The sequence below is a fragment of the Nocardia transvalensis genome, assembly GCF_015477765.1.
Taxonomy (GTDB): Bacteria; Actinomycetota; Actinomycetes; order Mycobacteriales; family Mycobacteriaceae; genus Nocardia; species Nocardia transvalensis_A.
This window is the reverse complement of sequence record NZ_JADLQQ010000004.1, coordinates 141767-159087: the sequence shown is the minus strand read 5'-3', so window position 1 is coordinate 159087 and position 17321 is coordinate 141767. Positions and strand designations below refer to the sequence as shown.

Here is a 17321-nt window from a genome sequence, read left to right as displayed (position 1 = left end):
TCACAGAGACGAATCGAAAACGTCAGGCCGAGGTGATGGTCAGGGTGTAGTCGGCGGCGTTGCCGTCGGCGGAGGAGACGACCACCTGGTAGTCGGTGCCGTCGGCGACGAAATCGGCGGCGGGGGCCTCGTTGGCGATCTGCGGGCCGATCAGCGGGGCCACCGACACTCGGGCGTTGTTGGTGGGCGAGGTGACCTCCACGTGCAGGGGCTGCCCCGGTCCGGCGGCCACGGAGTAGCTGTCCGTCTTACCCCGGATGACGCTGCCGCTGGCGCCGGTGTTCTGGCCGGGCGCGACCTGCAGGCGCTGCACACCACCGGGCAGTGCGGGAATGCCGGGCGCCTGGGCGGCCGCCACGCCACCGGCCGCGGCGAAGGTGGCGGCGGCGATCACGGCGATGAGCACCGCGGGCACGGCACGCAACAACGAACGAAACACTCGAGATGCGGTCATGGGGCCCTATCTTTCCCTACAGAGTGCTCGAGATCGCAAGCTACTGTGCGAAATTGGTGGTCACCATGCCCGAATTGGGTGTGTCGGACCGAAGTTTGCGGACCGACGGTCGGTTTCGGGCCCGAATGCCCGGCGCCGCCAGACCTCCAGCAGCGGTGCGCCGATCGCGGTCGGGCCGAGCCAGGCGATCAGCTGCCAGCCGCCGGTGAGGGGGCCGTCGAGTGCGAACGAGACCACGACCGTGGCGGTGACCAAGGCGATATAGGAGCCGCCCTGACAGTGGACGTAGAGGTGGCCGCGGAAGCGTTCGGGGCGCCCGATCCTGCGCTGAGCGATGACGGCCAGTGCCACGGTCAGTGCCGAGACCGGAATGAGCCACCATAGATCGTGGCGACGCACCACCACCAGTCCAACGGCCGAAATTGCCACGGCCACAACGAGAGCCACATACACGCTGCCGTAGGTGCGATCCCGGCCCCGGGTGTCCACCCACATCACGATCGGGCCCAGCAACAGCCCCGCGCTCCCGGTGACGATGTGCACGATGAGCAGCAGAGTGTAAGCCGACATGACACACCTACCTCACACGGTGGCACCCGCGGGCCTCGAAGCCGGTGAGGGCCCGCAACGCCAGCACCGCACCCCACGGGCCGATGACCCACATCGGCCAGAAGTAGGTGAATTGCCCGGCGCCCAGCGAGATCAGCCCCCAGATCACCAGGCACAGCACGCCGACGCCGAGCCAGGCGCCGCCCTCGATGCGTTGCCAGATCGGAAGGCGCACGGAGCGCGCGGCTGTCGAATTCGGCCGGGCCGCACGGCTTACCGGCTTCGGCAAGTCCGACAGCACCAACCGCAGATCATCACGTGTCGTAGCGGCATAGACGCGGGCCACGCGCTCGTCGTATTCGCCCAGGGTGATTCGTCCCTCGCCCACATACCGAACCAGCAGGTCGGCCACCTGCTGCCGTTCGGCATCGGAGACGCGGATATCGGTCGAGATGTGCATGACGTGGATCCTGTCGATATTCCAAAGTGGAAGATAGTTCCATGGTCCATCCTCCACATTGGAATGTCAACCCTGGCCTTCGGCCAGGGATGTGAGAGCGCTCCGCGAGGCATAGGGATATGAGAGCGCTCAGCGAGGCAATGGGGGCGTGAGAGCGCTCCGCGAGGCAACAGGGATGCGAGAGCGCTCCGCGGGTCGCGGGAGGGCAAAAGACACTTAAGTTAACGACCATTTGCGCTTGGATGCGGGAAAATGAGATGGTGGAGCTCCACTTATCGCACAAGGAGTTGTCCGTGGATCTGGACTGGTCGCCCACCGATCTGGCGTTTCGCGACGAGGTGCGGCGTTTTCTGGACGAGAACCTGACCCCCGAGCTACGCCGCGCCGGGCAGCTCGCCACGAGCGTCTACCCGGATCACGAGGCCAGCATGGCGTGGCAGCGCATCCTGCACGCCCGCGGCTGGGCCGCACCCGCCTGGCCGGTGGAGTACGGCGGCTGCGACTGGAGCCTCACCCAGCACTACATCTTCGACCGGGAATCGACCCTGGCCGGCGCGCCCGCGCTGTCGCCGATGGGCATCCGCATGGTGGCGCACGCCATCATCGCCTTCGGCAGCGAGGACCAGAAGGCGTTCTTCCTGCCGCGCATCCTCACTGGCGAGCTCTTCTTCTGCCAGGGCTATTCGGAGCCGGAGGCGGGTTCGGATCTGGCCTCGCTCACCATGGCCGCCGTCGACGACGGTGACGATCTGGTGTGCACGGGCAGCAAGATCTGGACCACCCATGCGACGGAAGCGAATTGGATCTTCTGCCTGGTCCGCACGTCGAAGCTGGCCCGCAAGCAGCAGGGCATCACCTTCGTGCTCATCCCCATGGACGCCCCGGGCATCCAGGTGCGTCCGCTGGTCATGACCTCCGGCGAACAGGTGCAGAATCAGGTGTTCTTCGATCAGGTGCGGGTGCCCAAGACCAATGTCCTGGGCCGCATCGACGATGGCTGGACCGTCGCCAAATACCTGCTGAACTTCGAACGCGGCGGCGCCGCATACGGTCCCACCCTGCAGGTGCTGGCCGAGGCCCTGGCGAATCAGGCCGCCGGTCAGCCCGGCCCGAATGGCGGTGCGCTGCTGGATGATCCGGCGTTCTCCGCGAAACTGGCCGACGCCCGCATCCGTGCCGACGTGCTGGAGATCCTGGAATACCGCACGATGTCGGCGATCTCGCACGGCCGCAACCCCGGCCCGGCGGCCTCGACGCTGAAGATCCTCGGCACCGAATTGAGCCAGCAGCTCACCGAACTCGCCCTCGAGGCGGCGGGCCCGCGCGGGCGCGTCTACCAGCCGCACGCGACCATGCCGGGCGGTCCGGTGGCCGACTACCTGCCGCCCGCCGACGGCTACGTCAGCGGCGAGGAATGGCAGGCGGTCGCGCCGCTGCGCTATTTCAACGACCGCGCCGGCTCGATCTATGCGGGCAGCAACGAGATTCAGCGCAACATCATCGCCAAGGCAACCCTGGGACTGTGACATGGACTTCGAACTGACCGCCGAACAACAGCTGCTCCGCAACACCGTCACAGATTTCCTGACGGCCCGCTACGACCTGGAGAAGAGCCGCGCCGCGGCCCGCGTCGGCGCGGGCTGGCAGCCGGAGATCTGGCGTGCCTTCGCCGAGGAGGTCGGCATCCTCGGCGCGAGTCTGCCCGAGGCCGTGGGGGGATTCGGCGGTGGCGCGGTGGAGACCATGATCATCGCCGAGGCACTGGGTGGTGCCCTGGTCGTGGAGCCGTACGTCGACACCGTGGTGGTGGGCGGCGGACTGCTGCGGCGCGCCGGTGGCGCCCGCGCCGAATCCCTGCTGCAGGGCATCGCCGCCGGTGAGGTGATCGCGGGACTTGCGGCGCTGGAGGCGGATTCGGGCTACGACCTGACCCGGGTCTCGACCACCGCGCGGCGCGACGGCGATGCGTGGGTGCTCGACGGCACCAAGATCGTCGTGACCAGCGCTCCCCTGGCCACCCACCTGCTGGTCACCGCGCGCACGCCCGGCTCGGACGGCCCGTCGCTGTTCGTCGTGGACGCGGGCACCGCGGGCCTGACCCTGCATTCCTACCGGACCATCGACGAGCGTCGCGCCGCCGATATCGTCCTCGAGAATGTCCGGGTCCCGGGCGATGCGCTGCTGGGAACCGAAGGCGCGGCGGGCGATTCCCTCGCCACCGCCGTCGACGAGGCCATCGCCGCCCTCTCCGCCGAGGCCGTGGGCGCCATGCGCCGGGTCCTCACCGACACGGTCGAATACGCCAAGCAGCGCCATCAGTTCGGCGTGCCGATCGCGAGTTTCCAAGTGCTGCAACATCGCATGGTCGACATGCACCTGGAACTCGAACAGGCCACCGCCGCCGCCTATCTCATCACCCTGAAACTGGACGCCGAGCCCCCGATCCGCGCCCGCGCCGCAGCCGCCGCCAAGGCCACCATCGGCCGCGCCGCCCGCTTCATCGGCCAACACGCCGTCCAACTCCACGGCGCCATGGGCATGACCGAAGAACTCCCCATCGGCCACTACTTCAAACGCCTCACCGCCATCCAAAACGAATGGGGGCCCACCACCCACCACATCACCCGCTACGCCACCCTCACCCGCCCCTAATCCCGCAGCGGCTGGGGTGGGAATGGGTGAGGCGCCCCACTGCCGGCACAGTGGGGCGCCTCGGGGGTCGGGCCGGTCGTCCCGACGAGGACCGGCTCCGGTGCGCCGCCGTGTCGTCCCGTGGGCGGCGGCGCGGGTTCATCAGCGCACGGGAGTGAAATCCCGGGCGGCGATGTGGGTCGGGCGGGGAGCGGGGGCGGCGTACGGCTCCTGCAGGGTGTTCTCGACGCTGTTGAACACCAGGAAGATGTTCGAGCGCGGGAACGGGGTGATGTTGTTCGCCGAGCCGTGCATGATGTTCGAATCGAACAGCAGCGCCGAGCCGCGCGCACCGGTGAACTGGGCGATGCCGTACCGGTCCGCCAGTTCGGTGATGTGCGCATGCGACGGCACGCCGATCTGCTGCTCCCGCAACGATTCCCGGTAGTGGTCGGCCGGGGTCTCGCCCTGGCACGGCACATAGGTGCGCTGCGAGCCGGGCATCACCATCAGACTGCCGTTGAACGGGTAGTTGTCGGTCAGCGCGATCGACAGGCTCACCGCCCGCGGCGACGGCATACCGTCCTCGGCATGCCAGGTCTCGAAGTCCGAATGCCAGTAGAAGCCGGCGCCTTCGAATCCGGGCATGTAGTTCACCCGGCTCTGGTGGATGTACACATCCGAGCCGAGCACCTGCCGGGCCATCCCGACCACGCGCTCGTCCCGCACCAGCGCGGCGACGGCCGCACTGATCTTGTGCACCTCGAAGATCGACCGCACCCGGTTCGACTTCTTCTCGATGATCACCCGCTCGTCCAGCCGCAGCTCGGGATCGCTTGCCAGGCGGTCGATCTCGGCGGCGAAGTCGGCCACCTCGACCGGTGTCAGCAACTCGTCGATGATCGCGTACCCGTCGGCGTCGAAGTTCGCCAGCGCGGGCGTCTCGATCCGTCCCCACACGGTGGGATCGGTGCGCTCGACCAGCGGCGCGGGCCCGGCGGTGCGGGTGGGGTAGCGGTCGAGTCGACTGTCTGCCAACGTCATCGAAGTGTTCTCCTCCTCACCTATTCGGCTACGGCGACCAAGGGATAGACGCCGTTCTCGTCGTGCACCTCCTGACCGGTCACCGGCGGATTGAACACGCACAACATCCGCATCTGCGTGCGGGTTTCGACGCGATGGCGCTCGTGTCCGTCCAGCAGATACATCGAGCCGGGCGCCAATTCGTAGCTGACACCGTTGTCCAGATCGGTGAGCGTGCCCTCGCCCTCGACCAGCCACACCGCCTCGACGTGGTTGGCGTAGTGGAACTCGTGGCTGGTGCCGGCCTGAATGGTGGTCTCGTGGAAGGAGAAACCGACCCCGTCACCGGCCAGGATGATGCGCTTGCTGCGCCAGCCCGCGTCCGCGACATCGCGGTCGGTACCGGTGATCTCCGCGGTGGTCCGCACGATCATGGGTCAGTTGCCTCCTCGCACCATATCGACCGCGCGGCCGAGAATGCTCAGGCCGTGGTCGAGTTCGTCATCGGTAATCGTCAGCGGCGGTAGCAGTTTCACCACCTCGTCCTCGGCGCCGGAGGTCTCCACCAGCAGGCCGTGTTCGAAGGCGATGCGGCTGACCTTTCCCGCCTGAGAGGCCTCGTCGAACACCAGCCCGTGCACCAGGCCGCGGCCGCGGGTGGACACCCCATCATAGTTGTCGGCCAACGCGGCGAACGACTTTCGGATCCGCTCCCCCTTGGCCGCCGTCGACTCCTCCAGCCGCCCGTCGGACCAGAAGTGCTCGAGTGCGGCCTGGGCGGTGACGAAGGCGGGGTTGTTGCCGCGGAAGGTCCCGTTGTGCTCACCCGGCGCCCACTGGTCCAGATCGCGGCGCATCAGCACCAGCGCCAGCGGAAGACCGTATCCACCAATGGATTTCGACAGCGTCACGATATCGGGGGTGATGCCCGCAACCTCGAAGGAGAAGAACGGGCCGGTGCGCCCGCAACCCATCTGCACGTCGTCGACGATCAGCAGAATCCCGCGCGAGGAGCACAGTTCGGCCAGCCGCTTGAGCCACTCCGGCCGCGACACGTTGACGCCGCCCTCACCCTGCACGGTCTCCACGATCACCGCCGCGGGCTTGTCCACGCCGGAGGAGTTGTCGTCCAGCGCCCGTTCCATCCACGCCAGCCCGTCGGAGCCGTCGAGGTAGCCGTCGTAGGGCATCGGATTGACGTGCACCAGCGGCACGCCCGCACCGGCCCGCTTGGCGGCGTTGCCGGTGACCGACAGCGCGCCCAGCGTCATCCCGTGAAACGCGTTCGTAAAGTTCAGGATCGTGGTGCGCCCGGTCACCTTGCGGGCCAGCTTCAGCGCCGCCTCCACCGCGTTCGCGCCGGTCGGCCCGGGGAACTGCACCTTGTAGTCCAGACCGCGTGGGTCCAGCAGGACGGTGTTGATGGTCTCCAGCAGCTGCTGCTTGGCCACCGTCGACATGTCCAGGCCGTGGGTGATGCCATCGCGGGCAATGTAATCCAGCAGGGCCTGCTTGAGCACCGGATTGTTGTGCCCGTAGTTCAAGGCGCCCGCACCGGCGAAAAAGTCCAGATAATCTCGGCCATTGCCATCGCGCAACCACGCGCCCTGGGCCGTATCGAACAGCGTCGGCCAGGAACGGCAATAGCCACGCACGTTCGATTCCAAATTTTCGAAAACGGTCATCTCAGCGGTGGTCATCGATGATCCTTCCGTGATGTGTGCGCCACGTCCTCTGCCGTGGCTCGCGCCGCGGCTTTCAGCGGCGCAATCCGGTACAGGTCCTCGGGCTCGTGCCCGTCCGGAAAATCCTGCGGTTCGAACAACGTCTGTTTGGTGAGCTCGGCGTCACGCCGACGGGCCAGGGAGGCGAACATCGCCAGCGAGGCCTCGTTATCCGGCGACACCGTCGTCTCCAGAGTCGAAATCCCTTGGGCCGCAACGGACTCTACCAAATCGTCCAGCATCGCGACACCGAGCCCCCGGCCGCGGAAATCGTGGTCGACGGCGACCTGCCAGATGAACAGCACATCCGGCGCCTCCGGGCGCAGATATCCGGTGACGAATCCGGCGATTCGGTCGTCGATTTCGGCGACGACCGAGGTGCCCCGGAAATCACGACACCACAGCAGATATGCATAACTGGAATTCGCGTCGAGCACCTTGGAATCGACGGCGATCCGCCACATGGCAGCTCCGTCGCCGAGTCGCGGTGGGCGAATCAGCGCGGGCGCAGGTGTTTCCCAACCCCTTTCGAGTGTCGTGGTGGCGGATGAACTGATCGGCATACTCCGTGTTCGGATCTGCAGCACGTATTTAAGATTTGCCAACTTACTTTGAGGCCAACCTGTCGACTGCATTACAGTCGTGTTACAGCAGCATTTTCAGTGAGTTGCGTCACTCATCGGCAACCACAGCGTGAACCGCGCGCCACCGCCCGGCCGATCCGCGCACTCCACTCGGCCCCCATGGGCCGCAACGGTTTCGGCGACCAACGCCAGCCCGATCCCGGTGCCGGTTCCCGAGCGGCGACCACGCCGCACTGTGACGAAGCGTTCGAAGACACGTTGCCGGTCCTCGGGTGCCACACCCGGCCCGGCGTCGTCGACTGTGATGACGATCTCGGTTCCCACTCTAGCCAGACCGACACCGACCGCCCCGCCGCCGTGGCGTTGCGCGTTTTCCAACAGGTTTACCACCGCCCGTTCCAGTTCCAGTTTGCGCCCGGTCACGATGCCGTCGGCGGTGACGGTCAGCAGCTCGGGCGGATAGCGCAGTTCGGCCAGCGTGTGGGTGAGCAGCTCGCGCATCGACAGCGGCTCGGCGTCGGCGCCGTGCATACGCGCCTCCGCGCGCGCGAGAGCCAGCAGATCGTCGAGTAATCGGCGCAGATGATCCAATTCGGCCCGCACCAGCTCCAGCGCCCGCTGCGACCGTTCGGGCAGCTCATCGCGATATCGGGCCATCACGCCCACGCTGGTGGTCAAGGTGGTGAGCGGGGTCCGCAATTCGTGACTCACATCACCCACCAGCCGCCGTTCCCGATCGATGCGCCGCTGCAGCGAATCGACCATGGCGTTGAACGCGTCCACGGTGGGCGCCAGATCCGGGTCGTCGGTATCGGGCAGGCGGGTGCCGAGTTGCCCCGAGGCGATCCGCGCCGCGGTGCCGGTCACCTGATGCAGGGGTTCCAGCAGCCGCCGCGACAGCCACAGCCCGAAGATCGCGCCGATTCCGGTGCCGCCGATCGCACAGACGGCAACGGTCTCCCCGAAGCCGCGGCCGAATGCGGCCACCGTCGCCGCCAAGAGCGCCGATACCACGCCCGCTGTCACCGCGAACGCGAAAACCGCACGGCCACGCAAACTTTGCCGCCGAGGCAAACTGTATCGGAAGAATCTGCTAGCGCTGGACATCGAGCCGGTAGCCGAGCCCGCGCACGGTCACCACGATGGCGGGCTCCGACGGATCCTTTTCGATCTTGGTGCGCAGGCGGCGCACATGCACGTCCACGATCCGCTCGTCACCGAAAAAGCCACGGTCCCATACCCTTTCGAGCAGCACGCTGCGCGACAGCACCCGGCCCGGGGTCTCGGCCAGCTCGCACAGCAGCCGGAATTCGGTGAGGGTCAGATGCAGCTCCTCCTCACCCCGGCGCACCGTCCCCGCATCGGCCGAAAGCAGCAGGGGCGCTTCGGGATCGGCATCGAGCACCACCTCCTGCGGGGTGGGCGGCTCGGCGAACTGCTGGGCGCGCCGGCGCAGCGCCCGCATCCGGGCGGTGATCTCCTTGATCTCGAACGGCTTGGTCACGAAATCGTCCGCACCGGCCTCCAGCGCGGCCACCACATCGTGAGTGTCGTCACGCGCGCTCACCACGATGATCGGTACGTCGTGGTCGCGGCGGATCTCCCGGATGCAGGAGAAGCCGTCCATATCGCCGAGCATCAGGTCGACGATCATCACATCCGGCGCGCCGTTGTCGCGCAGGTGTTCGAGCGCATCCTCGGCCTCCTCCGCCTCGGCGACGTCGTAGCCCTCATCCTCCATGGCCAGCCGCAGGGCGCTCCGGACCCGGTCGTCGTCCTCTACGATCATCAGGTTAGCGCTCATAATCTACTTCCCTAGCAGACGCGTTGGCTCGTGGCCGTGCATCCTTACGATCCGCTATCGACGGACACAGAACGGTAACTGGGGTACCCCGGCAGCCACCGCGTAAACATGGGGCAACACCTCGGGGTGCCGCGCCCTCGGGCCGCCCCGTAAACTACCCGTCGAGACAGTTAGGCGATTGGTGCGCTGCGGGGGTTCTCGTCCGCCCAGGCGCACGGCGAGCGCAGGAGACACCATGTCAGGTCGCCGCTGCCGATTCAGTATTGCCCTGGGCTTCGCCCTGGTGACGATGCTGATGGCCGCGTGCTCATCTTCGTCGGGAACAGCGTCGAAATCGGCGCCCGAGGCTCCCGGCCCGGCGGGACCCGTCATCGCGGTGACGCCGGGGGACGGCAGCAAGGACGTCGACCCGCTGGGCAAGATCGAGGTGAGCGCCTCCGACGGAATCCTGACCTCGGTCACCATGGAGAACGAGCAGGGCAAGCCCGTCGAGGGCATTCTGACCCCGGACAAGACGGCTTGGAAACCGACCGGTCCGCTTGGATACGATCATACCTACACCGTCACCGCGCAGGGAATCTCCGTCACCGGCCCGACCGGCCCGACGAAGGCCTCGTTCTCGACCCTCACCCCGAGCAATCAGACCAAGCTGTATCTGACCACAACCGGCGGCCAGCCGCTCGCCGAGGGCGCCACCTACGGCGTCGGCACGGTGATCGTCGCGCACTTCGACGAGGACATCCCCGACAAGGCGGCCGCCGAGAAGCGGCTGCAGGTCACCGCCGATCCACCGGTGCAGGGCTCCTGGTACTGGCTGGACAAGCGCAATGCGCACTGGCGCCCGGAGAAGTATTGGGCACCAGGCACGAAGGTGACCGTGCAGGCCAAGATCTACGGCCAGCAGCTGGGCAACGGCCTGTACGGGCAGGAGGATGCCAAGACCTCCTTCACCATCGGCCCGTCGCACGTCTCCATCGCCGACGACAACACCCACATGGTCGATGTCTACGAGAACGGCAAGCTGATCCGCTCGATGCCCACCTCGATGGGCCGCGGCGGCAGCGAGGTGGTCGGCAACAAGACCATCTACTTCAACACCCCCGCCGGCATCTACACCGTGCAGGACAAGGGCAACCCGGTGATCATGGACTCCTCCACCTACGGCCTGCCGGTCAACTCCCGGCTCGGCTACAAGGAGGCCATCCCCTGGGCCACCCGCATCAGCGGCGACGGAATCTATCTGCACCAACTCGATTCCACGGTCTGGGCCCAGGGCAACACCAACACCTCCCACGGCTGCCTGAACCTCAACGGCGACAACGCCAAATGGTTCTACAACTGGTCACTCCCCGGCGACGTGGTGGAGATCCGCAACACCACCGGCCCGGCCCAGGCGTCATGGAACAACGGCGACTGGACAATTCCGTGGGACGAGTGGCTGGCCGGTAGCGCCCTGCGCTGAGCGCCGTCACATCCCCTCTACGCCCGATGATTCCGCATCCTGCTCGCCGGATTCCGGGAGCACACTGGTGATGTCGACACCATGTGACGAGATGGGATACACCGCGGATCGCAGAGGGGTGGAGCATGACGACAGGGAAGGTCGAGCTCGGCGGGGTGCAGTCCACCATGTTGGTGACGCTGTATCTGAGGGCGTTGGACAGCCGGGAGAAGGAGCCGATCCTCGGGGATCGCGCGGCGGCCGAGGCGGTCGACCGGATCGACTACAACTTCGGGAAGTTGAAATGGACCGCCGGTAACCGGTTTCTGGTGGCGGTGCGGGCCAGACAGTTCGACGAGTGGGCCGGCGATTTCCTGCGGAGACATCCCGATGCGACAGTGGTTCAGCTCGGTTGCGGCCTGGACAGCCGGCCGTTGCGGCTGGCGCTCCCGGAGGGCGTGCGCTGGTTCGATGTCGACTTCCCCGACGTGATCGACCTCCGGCGCAAGCTCTACGAGGAGACCGACCGCTACCGGATGCTGCCGTCCTCGGTCACCGATCCGGACTGGTTGACCGAGATCCCCGCCGAGAATCCAGTTCTGATCATCGCCGAGGGCGTCCTCATGTACCTCGACGAACCCGACATCCGCCTACTCCTGCAACGGATTACGGACCGATTTCCCGCCGGAGAACTCCTGTTCGACGGGGTCTCGGCCGGAATGACCCGCTTCCTCCAACGCATTCCGAGCCGCCTGACCAGCTACCCCGCCTACTCGACGGCCATCGAGGACGGACGCGTCGTCGAACAGTGGAACCCCCGCCTGACCCACGCGGACACCGCAGCCATAGTCCCGCAATACCCCCGAATCCCCCACCCCGCCTACCGCACCCTCTACCGCCTCCTGACCCGAATCCCCGCCCTCCGCGACTGGATCCGAGTCTTCCGCTTCACCTTCTGAGAACCCAGCCCCTGACCGGCGCTCCGGCTCGGGAGCGCCGCGCCGGAATGCGCGTGTGACCGTACCCGCCAAGACCGCGGAAAGACTACGGCCTGCGTAGTAGAGGAAGCGTAAATGCGCAGGGTGTGGGGGCGGGGCGGGCGTTGAATGGATATTCCGGAAACGACCGAGTGCAAGAGGTTGGTGACATAGCGATGACGAACGGCAAGGTCTCTCTGTCGTCGTGCCACGTCCACTGGTCGCCGTCGGACTCCGCGTTCATAGCGCGATCCGACCGGCACCCCGGCCTCGTCTACCGCGACCAATGGTCTTCCTTGGCCGCGGTCGACGGCCTGCTGGTACTCCTCGAGCAGCACGACTGACATGGACGAGCACCCAGATCTCTCTCGGCTCCGTGAACTGGTGAGGCATCGCTACGCCGTGGAGGTGCTCGATGCCCTCGCGGCCCATCCGCGCACCGCGCGCGAGCTCGCGGCCGCCATGCCGAGCCGGGAACTCGGCCGCACACTCCGAATGCTCGCCGTTCATGGGCTGATCTACACCGAAGCGTCGGGCAGTTGGGACACCACCGACGGCATCCCCGGGGTCCTGCGGCTGACCCTCGCCGGCGCGACCGTTGTCCACAACCTGTCCAAATTCGATGTCTGGGAAGCGCTGTACGGCGGCTGACCGACTGCTCCACGCGGGACACAAAGCGAGGGCCGCCTCCCCCTTTCGGGGAGGCGGGCCTCGCGTCTGCGCGATTCAGCCCTGGAACGGGTACTGCTTGTCCAAATCCAGGTTCAGTTCGAGGACATTTACCCGGGGCTCGCCCAGGAACCCGAGGTCGCGCTTGTAGGTGTGGGCCTCGACCAGGGTGCGGACCTGGGCCTCGGAGATTCCGCGCGCCTTGGCGACTCGTGCCGTTTGGATCGCCGCATACTCCGGAGAGATGTTCGGGTCCAGGCCCGACGCCGAGGCCGTCACCGCATCGGCGGGGACGGGGGTGTCGGAGGATGCGTCACCGGGGATCGGAACGATCTGGCCCGTCGAGTAGTCCTCCCCCGGCACCGCACAGTCCACCTTCACGCCCTTGTAGGCGTCCAGGAACGGCTTGGCCGGGCAGGCCTCGTTGAGGCTGACCACCTTGGTGGGCTTCACGACCGTGCCGTGCGCATCTCGCGGGCCGATGACCGACAGGACCGCGCCGACGCCGTCCGGGGTGCAGAACGGGCGGGCGCCCGAAACCCCTTCACGCTCACCGACTGCCTTACTCCGCGAGCACACCGTCGACAGCAGGCTCAGCTTCGTCTTGGACGGGTCCGGGTCGAGGGTGTCGACGATGCTCTCCGGGCCCATATTGCCGAAGGCGGAGTTGGTCGCGTCGTAGCCGTCGGGAATGCTGCCGTCCGACGGCGCCGAATTCGACGGGCGGCTCTGGAAATACTGGACCAGGGCATTGCCCTTACCGTCGGTGAACGCCTGCCCGATCAGGCGCGAGCCGACGATCCTGCCGTCCTGCTTCACCAGCGAACCCTCCGCCTTGTCGTGCAGGCCGGGCAGCTGAGCGACCGCGAAAACGACCGCGGGATAGGCGATTCCGGTGATCACCGTGAGCACGAGCAGCGCACGCAGCGCCGCGGTGTGTTGCCGGATCCAGGTTGACATGCGCATATCAGGACATCCCAGGGAGGAATTGGACGACAAGGTCGATGATCTTGATACCGATGAACGGCGCGACGATGCCGCCGAGACCGTAGATCGCGAGGTTGCGGCTGAGCAGTTTCGACGCACTCGACGGCCGATAGTTCACACCACGCAGAGCCAGCGGGATCAGCGCCACGATGACCAGCGCGTTGAAGATGACCGCCGACAAGATCGCCGATTGCGGGCTGTGCAGCCGCATGATGTTGAGCACGTCCAGACCGGGGAACAGCACCACGAACAGCGCGGGAATGATCGCGAAGTATTTGGCGATGTCGTTGGCGATGGAGAACGTGGTCAGCGCGCCGCGGGTGATCAGCAATTGCTTGCCGATCTCGACGATCTCGATCAGCTTGGTCGGATCCGAATCCAGATCGACCATATTCCCGGCCTCTTTCGCCGCCGAGGTGCCGGTGTTCATCGCCACACCCACGTCGGCCTGGGCCAAGGCGGGCGCGTCGTTGGTGCCGTCACCGGTCATCGCGACCAGCCGCCCACCGTCCTGCTCCTTCTTGATCAGCGCCAGCTTGTCCTCGGGCGTGGCCTCGGCGAGAAAGTCGTCGACACCGGCCTCGTCGGCAATCGCCTTGGCGGTCAAGGGATTGTCGCCGGTGATCATCACCGTGCGGATACCCATGCGGCGCATCTCGTCGAAACGCTCACGCATGCCCTGCTTCACGACGTCCTTCAAATGAATGACGCCGAGCAGCCGGGCCTTTCCGTCCTTGATCTCGCCGACCACCAGAGGCGTACCGCCCGAGGCGGAGACACCGTCCACGGTCTGTCCGACCTCGGCGGGCACCTCACCGCCGTGCGACCGAATCCACTCGGTGACCGCACTGGCCGCGCCCTTGCGCAACTGATGCCCGTCGTGCAGGTCCACGCCCGACATGCGGGTCTGGGCAGTGAATTCCACCCACCTGGCACCGGTCAACTCGCCCGGCGTGCGCTCGCGCTTGTTGTAGGCCTGCTTGGCATACACCACGATCGAGCGCCCCTCGGGCGTCTCGTCGGCGAGGCTGGAAAGCTGTGCGGCATCGGCGATCTCGTCCTCGGTGATACCGGGCATCGGCACGAATTCCGAGGCCTGCCGGTTGCCGAGGGTGATGGTGCCGGTCTTGTCCAGCAGCAGCGTATTCACGTCACCGGCCGCCTCCACCGCGCGCCCGGACATGGCCAGCACATTGCGCTGCACCAGCCGGTCCATACCCGCGATACCGATCGCCGACAGCAGCGCACCGATGGTGGTCGGGATCAGGCACACCAGCAGCGACACCATCACGATCCCGGTGACGCCGTGGACGTCCAGGGCCTGACTGTCGGCCACGCCCGGATTGTTGGCCTTGGAGAAGATCGCCAGCGGCTGCAGCGTCGCCACCGCGAACACGAAGATGATCGTCAATGCGGCCAGCAGGATGTTGAGCGCGATCTCGTTCGGCGTCTTCTGCCTGCTCGCGCCCTCCACCAGGGAGATCATCTTGTCGATGAACGAGGCGCCCGGCTCCTGGGTGATCTTGACCACGATCCGGTCCGACAGCACCGTGGTGCCGCCGGTCACCGCGGACCGGTCGCCCCCGGATTCCCGGATCACCGGCGCGGATTCACCGGTGATGGCCGATTCGTCGACCGACGCGATGCCTTCCACGACATCGCCGTCACCCGGAATCACCTGTCCGGCCTCGACCACGACGTAGTCGCCGCGCTGCAGGTCCGGGGCGGCGACCTTCTCTTCGGTCACCCGCTCCTGGCCCGGATGCCATTCGACGAGTCTCCGTGCGACAGTATCGGTCTTGGCCTTGCGCAAGGTGTCGGCCTGCGCCTTACCGCGACCTTCGGCGACGGCCTCGGCCAGATTCGCGAAAAGCACTGTCAGCCACAGCCATACCACGATCGCCCAGGCGAAGAAGGTCGGCTTCACCAGCGCCAGAACCGTCGCCCAGACCGCGCCGATCTCCACGATCAGCATCACCGGATTGCGCCACAGGTCGCGCGGATCCAACTTCTTGAACGCGTCGGGCAGCGATTTGACCAGCAGTTGCGGGTCGAACAGGCCGCGCGTCACCCGCTCCTTCGACGCGGGCGCGGCATGCCCGTCGTGGGTGGTCTCGAGGGTGGGGGTGGTCATGAGTGGATTCCTTCGGCGAGCGGCCCGAGCGCCAGCGCGGGCAGGAAGGTGAGGGCGACCAGGATGAGCGTCACGCCGACGACCATGCCGACGAACTGCGGCCGATGCGTCGGAAGCGTGCCGATGGACTCCGGGGTGTGGCCCTGCTGCGCCAGCGAACCGGCAAGTGCGAGAACGAGAATGATCGGAATGAACCGGCCGAGCGCCATGGCCAGGCCGAGCGCGGTATTCCACCAGACGGTGTTACCGCTCAGACCGGCGAAGGCCGACCCGTTGTTGTTGGCCGCGGAGGTGAATGCGTAGAGCACCTCGGTCAACCCGTGCGGCCCGGTATTCGCCATCGCGGCACGCTCACCGGGCAGCGCCATGGCAATCGCCGTGCCCACCAAAACGATCAGCGGACTGACCAGGAAATAGGCTGCGGCCAACTTGATCTCGCGGGGCGTGATCTTCTTGCCGAGGTATTCGGGCGTGCGGCCCACCATCAACCCGGCCACGAAAACCGTGATCACGGCCAGGATCAGCATGCCGTACAGGCCGGAACCGACACCGCCGGGCGCGACCTCGCCGAGTTGCATGTTGAACAGCGGCCACAGCCCGCCCAGGCTGGTGTAGGAGTCGTGCGCGGAGTCCACCGCACCGGTGGAGGTCAGTGTCGTGGAGGCGGCGAACGTCGCGGAATTCGAGACGCCGAAACGGGTTTCGACGCCCTCCATCGCGGCGCCGACCGCCGTGGGCACGGTGCCGTGGTGACGGAGCTGGAAGAAGTTGGTCAGCGTCACGCTCACCAGCGCCAGCACGGCCATCACCGACACGATCGCGAACCCCTGCTTGGTGCTGCCCACCATGCGCCCGAACGTGCGCGGCAGCGAGAAGCTGATCACCAGCAGCAGGAAGATCTCGATGAAGTTCGTCCAGGTGGTGGGGTTCTCGAACGGGTGCGAGGAGTTCACGTTGAAGAAGCCGCCACCGTTGGTGCCCAGCTCCTTGATGACCTCCTGGCTGGCGACCGGCCCGCCGGGCAGGGTCTGCGTGCCCGTATTGCCGACGGTCTGTGCGACCTGGTCGTACACGTGGAAGTTCTGGATCACGCCACCGGCGATCAGCACGATCGCGAACACGAACGCGATGGGCAACAGAATGCGGATGGTTCCCCTCACCAGATCCACCCAGAAGTTGCCCAGATCGTTGGTGTGGCGCCGGGCGAAGCCGCGCACCAGCGCGATAGCCACGGCCATGCCCGTGGCGGCGGAGACGAAGTTCTGCACCGCCAGCCCGCACATCTGCACGACATGGCCCAGCGTCGAATCGCCCGCGTAGTTCTGCCAGTTCGTATTCGTCACGAAGCTGATGGCCGTATTCCACGCCAGGTCGGCGGTCATCGGCGTGCCCGGGCCGGGCAGATGCAGCGGCAGCTTGCCCTGCACCAACTGCAGGAAAAACAGGAACAGCACGCCGACCGCCGAGAAGGCCAGCACGCTGCGGGCATACACCGCCCACGTCTGTTCGACCCCCGGCTGCACGCCGATGACGCGATAGATGACGCGCTCGGCGCGAGTGTGCTTATCGCTCGAGTACACCCGATACATGTAGTCGCCGAGCGGAATGTGGACGACGGCGAGCGCGATGATCAGGGCCGCCGCGAAGACGATCCCCGCAGTAGTCGTGGTCACCTAGAACCTTTCCGGGAACAGCAGCGCCGCCACCAGATACAGGGCGACGCCGACGGCCAGCACGAGACCGATGACGTTCTGGGTCACAGCCGCTCCACTCCCCGCTGGATCACACCGAGCACGGCGAAGATCGCCACGGTCAGCACCGTGAACACCACGACAGACATGTGTGGAAAACCTCTCTGTAAATAAAGCGCACTCGTGATGCGCC

At 66.5% G+C, this 17321-nt stretch carries 19 protein-coding genes; 6 read left to right on the top strand and 13 right to left on the bottom strand.

Annotation, left to right across the window (positions count from 1 at the left end; all coding sequences use genetic code 11):
• Nucleotides 1-22: 22 nt before the first annotated feature.
• Genes IU452_RS12415 through IU452_RS12405 form a run of 3 tightly spaced genes read right to left on the bottom strand, consistent with a single transcriptional unit; the run spans nucleotide 23 to nucleotide 1463 of the window.
• Nucleotides 23-454 (bottom strand): hypothetical protein, encoded by a 432-nt coding sequence (locus tag IU452_RS12415; RefSeq protein ID WP_195109162.1) that lies wholly within the window; start codon nucleotides 452-454, stop codon nucleotides 23-25.
• Between the two features lie 60 nt (nucleotides 455-514).
• Nucleotides 515-1024 carry a hypothetical protein gene (locus tag IU452_RS12410; protein ID WP_195109161.1) on the bottom strand — a complete coding sequence of 170 codons (510 nt, stop codon included), beginning with the start codon at nucleotides 1022-1024 and terminating at the stop codon, nucleotides 515-517.
• 7 nt (nucleotides 1025-1031) lie between these two features.
• On the bottom strand, nucleotides 1032-1463 hold the full coding sequence (locus tag IU452_RS12405; protein WP_195109160.1) for a DUF1707 SHOCT-like domain-containing protein: 432 nt from the start codon (nucleotides 1461-1463) through the stop codon (nucleotides 1032-1034).
• A gap of 293 nt (nucleotides 1464-1756) precedes the next feature.
• Here IU452_RS12405 and IU452_RS12400 point away from each other — a divergent pair, with 293 nt between their 5' ends.
• Both IU452_RS12400 and IU452_RS12395 read left to right on the top strand, forming a co-directional pair.
• Complete coding sequence (locus IU452_RS12400; protein WP_195109159.1) at nucleotides 1757-2989, top strand: acyl-CoA dehydrogenase family protein; 1233 nt, start codon at nucleotides 1757-1759, stop codon at nucleotides 2987-2989.
• A gap of 1 nt (nucleotide 2990) precedes the next feature.
• The gene (locus tag IU452_RS12395) at nucleotides 2991-4115 is read left to right on the top strand and encodes an acyl-CoA dehydrogenase family protein (RefSeq protein ID WP_195109158.1); all 1125 of its coding nucleotides are present in this window, start codon (nucleotides 2991-2993) and stop codon (nucleotides 4113-4115) included.
• A 141-nt stretch (nucleotides 4116-4256) separates the two neighbouring features.
• Here the strand turns inward: IU452_RS12395 and thpD are convergent, their stop codons facing one another.
• The 6 genes from thpD to IU452_RS12365 form a co-directional block, all read right to left on the bottom strand.
• Nucleotides 4257-5138: an ectoine hydroxylase gene (gene thpD / locus IU452_RS12390; protein ID WP_195109157.1), complete on the bottom strand. Its 882-nt coding sequence runs from the start codon at nucleotides 5136-5138 to the stop codon at nucleotides 4257-4259.
• A 20-nt stretch (nucleotides 5139-5158) separates the two neighbouring features.
• Nucleotides 5159-5551, bottom strand: coding sequence for an ectoine synthase (locus tag IU452_RS12385; protein WP_195109156.1), 393 nt, complete (start codon nucleotides 5549-5551; stop codon nucleotides 5159-5161).
• A gap of 3 nt (nucleotides 5552-5554) precedes the next feature.
• Nucleotides 5555-6817 (bottom strand): diaminobutyrate--2-oxoglutarate transaminase, encoded by a 1263-nt coding sequence (ectB, locus tag IU452_RS12380; protein ID WP_195109155.1) that lies wholly within the window; start codon nucleotides 6815-6817, stop codon nucleotides 5555-5557.
• Nucleotides 6814-7404 carry a diaminobutyrate acetyltransferase gene (ectA, locus tag IU452_RS12375; protein ID WP_195109599.1) on the bottom strand — a complete coding sequence of 197 codons (591 nt, stop codon included), beginning with the start codon at nucleotides 7402-7404 and terminating at the stop codon, nucleotides 6814-6816. The genes ectB and ectA overlap by 4 nt, the downstream gene beginning before the upstream one ends.
• Before the next feature lie 96 nt (nucleotides 7405-7500).
• Entirely contained in the window at nucleotides 7501-8439 is a 939-nt protein-coding gene (locus tag IU452_RS12370; protein ID WP_324192575.1) for a HAMP domain-containing sensor histidine kinase, read from the bottom strand.
• 79 nt (nucleotides 8440-8518) lie between these two features.
• A complete protein-coding gene (locus tag IU452_RS12365; RefSeq protein WP_195109153.1) occupies nucleotides 8519-9229 on the bottom strand; it encodes a response regulator transcription factor in 711 nt (236 codons plus the stop codon).
• Between the two features lie 235 nt (nucleotides 9230-9464).
• On the opposite strand from IU452_RS12365, the gene IU452_RS12360 reads away from it, so the two are divergent.
• The 4 genes from IU452_RS12360 to IU452_RS12345 all read left to right on the top strand — a co-directional run bounded on the left by IU452_RS12360 (nucleotide 9465) and on the right by IU452_RS12345 (nucleotide 12298).
• Entirely contained in the window at nucleotides 9465-10691 is a 1227-nt protein-coding gene (locus tag IU452_RS12360) for a L,D-transpeptidase family protein (protein WP_195109152.1), read from the top strand.
• 125 nt (nucleotides 10692-10816) lie between these two features.
• On the top strand, nucleotides 10817-11629 hold the full coding sequence (locus tag IU452_RS12355) for a class I SAM-dependent methyltransferase (RefSeq protein ID WP_195109151.1): 813 nt from the start codon (nucleotides 10817-10819) through the stop codon (nucleotides 11627-11629).
• Between the two features lie 194 nt (nucleotides 11630-11823).
• Nucleotides 11824-11991 carry a hypothetical protein gene (locus IU452_RS12350; RefSeq protein WP_195109150.1) on the top strand — a complete coding sequence of 56 codons (168 nt, stop codon included), beginning with the start codon at nucleotides 11824-11826 and terminating at the stop codon, nucleotides 11989-11991.
• 40 nt (nucleotides 11992-12031) lie between these two features.
• Nucleotides 12032-12298, top strand: a complete 267-nt coding sequence (locus IU452_RS12345; protein ID WP_228817492.1) for a hypothetical protein — start codon at nucleotides 12032-12034, stop codon at nucleotides 12296-12298.
• A gap of 75 nt (nucleotides 12299-12373) precedes the next feature.
• Here the strand turns inward: IU452_RS12345 and IU452_RS12340 are convergent, their stop codons facing one another.
• The 4 genes from IU452_RS12340 to kdpF are packed head-to-tail and all read right to left on the bottom strand — an operon-like array spanning nucleotide 12374 to nucleotide 17197.
• Nucleotides 12374-13282: a potassium-transporting ATPase subunit C gene (locus IU452_RS12340; RefSeq protein ID WP_195109148.1), complete on the bottom strand. Its 909-nt coding sequence runs from the start codon at nucleotides 13280-13282 to the stop codon at nucleotides 12374-12376.
• A 1-nt stretch (nucleotide 13283) separates the two neighbouring features.
• A complete protein-coding gene (gene kdpB, locus IU452_RS12335) occupies nucleotides 13284-15437 on the bottom strand; it encodes a potassium-transporting ATPase subunit KdpB (protein ID WP_195109147.1) in 2154 nt (717 codons plus the stop codon).
• Nucleotides 15434-17110 carry a potassium-transporting ATPase subunit KdpA gene (gene kdpA, locus IU452_RS12330; protein WP_195109146.1) on the bottom strand — a complete coding sequence of 559 codons (1677 nt, stop codon included), beginning with the start codon at nucleotides 17108-17110 and terminating at the stop codon, nucleotides 15434-15436. Before kdpA ends, kdpB begins: the two co-directional genes overlap by 4 nt.
• Nucleotides 17111-17197, bottom strand: coding sequence for a K(+)-transporting ATPase subunit F (kdpF, locus tag IU452_RS38875; protein ID WP_195109598.1), 87 nt, complete (start codon nucleotides 17195-17197; stop codon nucleotides 17111-17113).
• Nucleotides 17198-17321 lie beyond the last annotated feature (124 nt).

What these genes read in the sequence shown, in the direction of transcription:
- IU452_RS12415 (WP_195109162.1), bottom strand. Translation starts at nt 454, where the DNA reads ATGACCGCATCTCGAGTGTTTCGTTCGTTGTTGCGTGCCGTGCCCGCG.
- IU452_RS12410 (WP_195109161.1), bottom strand. Translation starts at nt 1,024, where the DNA reads ATGTCGGCTTACACTCTGCTGCTCATCGTGCACATCGTCACCGGGAGC.
- IU452_RS12405 (WP_195109160.1), bottom strand. Translation starts at nt 1,463, where the DNA reads ATGCACATCTCGACCGATATCCGCGTCTCCGATGCCGAACGGCAGCAG.
- IU452_RS12395 (WP_195109158.1), top strand. Translation starts at nt 2,991, where the DNA reads ATGGACTTCGAACTGACCGCCGAACAACAGCTGCTCCGCAACACCGTC.
- thpD (WP_195109157.1), bottom strand. Translation starts at nt 5,138, where the DNA reads ATGACGTTGGCAGACAGTCGACTCGACCGCTACCCCACCCGCACCGCC.
- IU452_RS12385 (WP_195109156.1), bottom strand. Translation starts at nt 5,551, where the DNA reads ATGATCGTGCGGACCACCGCGGAGATCACCGGTACCGACCGCGATGTC.
- ectB (WP_195109155.1), bottom strand. Translation starts at nt 6,817, where the DNA reads ATGACCACCGCTGAGATGACCGTTTTCGAAAATTTGGAATCGAACGTG.
- ectA (WP_195109599.1), bottom strand. Translation starts at nt 7,404, where the DNA reads ATGCCGATCAGTTCATCCGCCACCACGACACTCGAAAGGGGTTGGGAA.
- IU452_RS12365 (WP_195109153.1), bottom strand. Translation starts at nt 9,229, where the DNA reads ATGAGCGCTAACCTGATGATCGTAGAGGACGACGACCGGGTCCGGAGC.
- IU452_RS12360 (WP_195109152.1), top strand. Translation starts at nt 9,465, where the DNA reads ATGTCAGGTCGCCGCTGCCGATTCAGTATTGCCCTGGGCTTCGCCCTG.
- IU452_RS12355 (WP_195109151.1), top strand. Translation starts at nt 10,817, where the DNA reads ATGACGACAGGGAAGGTCGAGCTCGGCGGGGTGCAGTCCACCATGTTG.
- IU452_RS12350 (WP_195109150.1), top strand. Translation starts at nt 11,824, where the DNA reads ATGACGAACGGCAAGGTCTCTCTGTCGTCGTGCCACGTCCACTGGTCG.
- IU452_RS12340 (WP_195109148.1), bottom strand. Translation starts at nt 13,282, where the DNA reads ATGCGCATGTCAACCTGGATCCGGCAACACACCGCGGCGCTGCGTGCG.
- kdpB (WP_195109147.1), bottom strand. Translation starts at nt 15,437, where the DNA reads ATGACCACCCCCACCCTCGAGACCACCCACGACGGGCATGCCGCGCCC.